Consider the following 4,811-nt stretch of genomic DNA (forward strand, 5'->3'; position numbering starts at 1 on the left):
GGGCGGGTACGTCCGCCAGGAGCCCCACCGCCCCGTGCACCGCGTCCACATGCCGGCGCATCTCCTCGGCCCCGTCCTGGTCGAGGGAGGCGCACGCGGGAGGGAGGCCCACGAACACTCGCTCGGCCAGGCCCGCCGCTACCTCGGCCAGGGCGCGGGTGTCGGTGCCGCGTACGTCGCCGTACCGCAGGGAGCGGACCAGGGCGGGCAGGGCCTGGGCGAGATGGCCGACGTCCGCGTCGAGGGCGGCCCGGTCGGCGAGGACCCGCATCACCACGGGAAGCGCCCGCGGCAGTTCGGCCAGCAGACAGCGCTCGGCGAGCCCGGTGACGTCAGCGAGCCCCTGCGCGGCCAGCGCGTCCGCCTCCGCCTTGGCGGTCGCGGCGCCGAGCACGGTCGTCCCCCACACCCCGGCCTCCGCCACCCGCACCGACAGCTCCGGCTCCCAGCGCAGCCGCCAGGTCTCCCGGAAGGTCCCCGTGCTCCCCCGGGAGGCGACCGGCTCGCCCCAGCCGATGCCCAGCAGCCGCAGCCGGTGCAGCAGCCTGCTGCGCCCGGCGTCGGTCTCCTTGCGCAGGTCGAGCTCCACCTCCCGCTCCAGCGCCTCTGGTTTGAGCCGCAGCCGGCGCTGGGTCCGGTCGAGGTCCCGCTGCAACGGCACCGCCGGCGCCTCCCGCGGCACCTCTCCCAGCACGTCCCCGACGACCAGCCGGTCGTGCACCAGCCCCAGCGGCACGTCCGAGCCCTCGCACATCACCGCGCGCACGGCGTCGGTCGTCTCACCGAGCCCCGGCAGGGGGCGTCCCCGCATCGCCGCGAGCGTCTCGGCCAGTCGTACCGCCTCGATGACATGCGCGGAGGAAACGAGCCGGTCCTCCTGCCGGAGGAGTCCTGCCACCTTGGTCATCCAGCGCTCGATCGGCCGGTCCGGGGCACCGAACAGATGCCCGTACCAGCCCGGTGACTCGATCCCCGCGCCGTACCCGCTGACCCGGGACAGCCGCCGGTGCGTCCACGGCACCCATGTCATGTCCGCCTTGACCTTCGGCAGGCCCTTCAGCAGCGCCCGGTCGGCCGCGACGGTCGTCCTCTCCCGCAGCGCGGGCACGTGCCAGGCCCCGCACACCACGGCCACCCCGCCCCCGAACTCCCGCTCGGCCGCCCGCATCCGGAGCCGCATATGGGCCTCGCGCACGAGGTCCCGGTCGCGCCCACCGACGCCGTACGTCTCCCGCAGCGCCGCCATCGCCTCTTCGAGCACGGCGAACGGCGCGAACGCGTCCCCCTCGCCCACTCCCCGGTGCTCGACGACGTCCTCCCACCACCGCTCGGGGTCGTCATATCCCGCAGCGTCCGCGAGCACGGCCAACGGGTCGATCCGGACGTCGACTTCGGAGGCGGCGTCGGCCCCCTCCGCTCCCTCTCCTCCGGCTCCGTCGGTTTTCCGCTCCGTCGGCCCCTCGGTCCTGTCCTGCCCCCACGCCAGCGTGTGGGTCGCCGGCAGGTCGATGAAGCGGGCCGGGACCTCGTGGGCCAGGGCCCAGCGGATCGCCACCCACTCCGGGGAGAACTCGGCGAGCGGCCAGAAGGCCGAGCGGCCGGGCTCGTCCACCGCGTGGGCGAGGAGCGCGACCGGCGGCCGCATGTCCTCCTCGGCGGCCAGCGGGATGAGCGCGTCGGCCTCGGGCGGCCCCTCGATCAGCACGACGTCCGGCCGGGCCGCGTCCAGCGCCGCGCGCACCGCCCGCGCCGATCCGGGCCCGTGATGCCGCACCCCGAGCAGCAACGGCCGGCCGCCCCCCTGACCCGTCACGCGCTCACCTCCCGGCAGGCCCGGTAGAAGTCCGTCCAGCCGTCACGCTCGCGGACGACCGCCTCCAGGTACTCCTGCCAGATCACCCGGTCGGCCGCGGGGTCGCGCACGACGGCGCCGAGGATGCCGGCGGCCACGTCACCGGCCCGCAGCACACCGTCCCCGAAGTGGGCGGCCAGGGCGAGCCCGTTGGTGACGACGGAGATCGCCTCGGCCGTCGACAGGGTGCCGCTGGGCGACTTGAGCTTCGTCCGCCCGTCGGCGGTGACCCCGTCGCGCAGTTCGCGGAAGACCGTGACGACCCGGCGGATCTCGTCGACGCCGTCGGGCACGGCCGGCAGCTCCAGGGAACGGCCGATCTGGTCGACGCGCCGCGAGACGATGTCGACCTCGGCCTCGACGCTCTCCGGCAGCGGCAGCACCACCGTGTTGAAGCGGCGGCGCAGGGCGCTGGAGAGGTCGTTGACCCCGCGGTCGCGGTCGTTGGCGGTGGCGATCAGGTTGAAGCCGCGGACCGCCTGGACCTCCTGCCCCAGCTCCGGTATCGGCAGCGTCTTCTCGGAGAGGATCGTGATCAGCGTGTCCTGGACGTCCGCCGGGATACGGGTCAGCTCCTCCACCCGCGCCGTCATCCCCTCCGCCATGGCCCGCATGACGGGGCTCGGCACCAGGGCGTCCCGGCTCGGGCCGTGGGCGAGCAGCTGCGCGTAGTTCCAGCCGTACCGGATCGCCTCCTCCGGCGTGCCCGCGGTGCCCTGCACGAGCAGGGTGGAGTCGCCGCTGACCGCCGCGGCCAGATGCTCGGACACCCAGGTCTTGGCGGTGCCGGGCACGCCCAGCAGGAGCAGGGCGCGGTCGGTGGCGAGGGTGGTGACGGCGACCTCGACGATGCGGCGCGGGCCCACGTACTTCGGTGTGATCACCGTGCCGTCCGGCAGCGTGCCGCCGAGCAGATACATGGCCACCGCCCACGGCGACAGCTTCCATCGGGCCGGGCGCGGCCGGTCGTCCTGCGCCGCCAGCGCGGCGAGTTCACCGGCGAAGGCGTCCTCGGCGTGCGGCCGCAACGCGTCGGCCGGTTCCTCCACAGGTACGTCGGCTGCTTCGACGGTCGTCGGTTCCACGGACACAGACATGGCTGAGGCCCCCTCCAGCTCGGCCGGTTCGGATCTGTCACCCACCGTGCACCACGCCACTGACAATGCGATGTGACCTGCGCAAACGCCCTCGCAGAGCCGATTGTCAGTGGCGGGATCTACCGTCGGAGACATGACTCAGCAGGGGGTGCGCTGGAGCGCGGAGCAGGTGCTGGCACTGGCGCCTGACGCCGCGTCACGCAAAGCGGGAAGCAAACTCGGCGCGGCGGGGCCGTGGTCCGAGGCGGGGACCTGTGACGAGGGGACGGTGTGGGGGCTGTGCAAGGGCAGTGGCGGCAAGCCGTACCAGACGGTCGTCGACATCGCGGACGCGACGGGGCCCGCTTACAAGTGCAGTTGTCCGAGCCGCAAGTTCCCGTGCAAGCACGCGCTCGGGCTGCTGCTGCTCTGGGCGGGCGAGGACGCCGCGGTGCCGGCGGGCAGTCCGCCGGACTGGGCGGCGCAGTGGATCGAGGGGAGAAGGAAGCGGACGCAGGAGAAGCGGGCGGCGGACGCCTCCGGTGCCGCTTCGGCCTCCGCTGATCCGGAGGCGGCCCGGCGCCGGGCGGAGCGACGGGCCGAGCGGGTCACCGCGGGCGCGACGGAGCTGGAGCAGCGCCTGGCGGATCTGCTGCGCGGCGGCCTGGCGAGCGCGGAAGGGGCGGGGTACGGGCAGTGGGAGGAGACGGCGGCCCGCATGGTCGACGCCCAGGCGCCCGGACTGGCGGCGCGGGTGCGCGAGTTGGGGGCGATGCCGGGGTCCGGACCGGGCTGGCCCGTGCGTCTGCTGGAGGAGTGCGCGCTGCTGCACCTCCTCGACCAGGGCTGGCTGCGGCGCGAGCAGTTGCCGGACGGCCTGGCGGCGACGGTCCGCTCCCGCATCGGCCTGCCCGGCACGGCGGACGGCCCGCCGCTGCGGGACCACTGGCTGGTCCTGGCCCAGTACGACACGGCGGACACCCGACTGACGACCCGCCGCATCTGGCTCCACGGCGCCGATTCGCGGCGCACGGCGCTGATCCTGTCCTACGGAGCGGCGGGCCGCGCTCCCGAACTGGCACTGCCGGTGGGCCTGGCCCTGGACGCGGAGGTGTCCGCTCATCCGGGCGGCCAGCAACGCGCCTCCCTGGGCGAGCAGTTCGCACCGCCGGCGTCGACACCGGTACGGCCGCCGGGCATGACGACGGCCGAGGCCGCCGCACACTACGGCACGGCCCTGCGCGGCGATCCGTGGCTGGACTCCGTCCCGGTCACGCTGGACCGCGTCATACCGACCCCGGCCGGCGACTCCTGGCAGCTCGCGGACGCCGACGGCGACACGGCACTGCCCCTGACCCCGACCGCCCGGTCCCGGCCCGGCCTCTGGCGTCTGGTCGCCCTGTCGGGGGGCACCCCCGTCAAGGTCTTCGGCGAGTGCGGTCACCGGGGCTTCACACCACTGACGGCCTGGCCGGAGGGCGAGGGCGAGGCGGTCCGGCTGTGCTGAGCGGCGGCCCCGACCAGCGTGCACGGCCCGTCCGGGTGGCGTCCGCGGAGAAACCCGCCGACCGCTTCCTCACCTCTTCCCTACCTCTTGCATGGATACATCCCGTCCCACAGGACACCCGCAACCGACTGAGCCTTCAACCACTCCCGGGCACGCGAGGGAAAGGAACCGCATGAACAGGACGTCCACACCTGTGGATGCGCCCGCTCCGGGCGTCTGGGAGGAGCTCGTCACGGCCGCCCTGCTCGGCACGGAGCGCCGTACACCGCCCGGCGGCACCGCCGGCCGCGAGGCACCGGTCGCCCTGCTGGACGCGGCGGCCCTGGAGACCGTACGACGGCGGGCCGGCCGGGCCGACCGGTCACAGCGGCGAGTT

The 4,811-nt window shown here is 74.7% G+C and carries 3 protein-coding genes and 1 pseudogene; 2 read left to right on the forward strand and 2 right to left on the reverse strand.

Translation table 11 applies throughout. The features are described from left to right. The coding region (locus GRC12_RS41920) for a DUF5682 family protein (protein WP_308286752.1) at nucleotides 1-1,813 on the reverse strand (1,813 nt) is incomplete at its 3' end. Next, complete coding sequence (locus tag GRC12_RS41925; RefSeq protein ID WP_208785697.1) at nucleotides 1,810-2,949, reverse strand: ATP-binding protein; 1,140 nt, start codon at nucleotides 2,947-2,949, stop codon at nucleotides 1,810-1,812. The genes GRC12_RS41925 and GRC12_RS41920, both read right to left, overlap by 4 nt. A gap of 133 nt (nucleotides 2,950-3,082) precedes the next feature. Here GRC12_RS41925 and GRC12_RS41930 point away from each other — a divergent pair, with 133 nt between their 5' ends. Further along, on the forward strand, nucleotides 3,083-4,435 hold the full coding sequence (locus tag GRC12_RS41930) for an SWIM zinc finger family protein (RefSeq protein WP_208785698.1): 1,353 nt from the start codon (nucleotides 3,083-3,085) through the stop codon (nucleotides 4,433-4,435). A gap of 172 nt (nucleotides 4,436-4,607) precedes the next feature. Beyond that, a pseudogene (locus GRC12_RS41935) lies at nucleotides 4,608-4,811 on the forward strand (hypothetical protein); the annotation flags it as partial.

The sequence above is a fragment of the Streptomyces griseorubiginosus genome, assembly GCF_017614965.1.
In the GTDB taxonomy this organism is placed as follows: Bacteria; Actinomycetota; Actinomycetes; order Streptomycetales; family Streptomycetaceae; genus Streptomyces; species Streptomyces griseorubiginosus_B.

Coding starts and splice junctions, on each gene's coding strand:
- GRC12_RS41925 (WP_208785697.1), bottom strand. CDS start 2,949: ATGTCTGTGTCCGTGGAACCGACGACCGTCGAAGCAGCCGACGTACCT.
- GRC12_RS41930 (WP_208785698.1), top strand. CDS start 3,083: ATGACTCAGCAGGGGGTGCGCTGGAGCGCGGAGCAGGTGCTGGCACTG.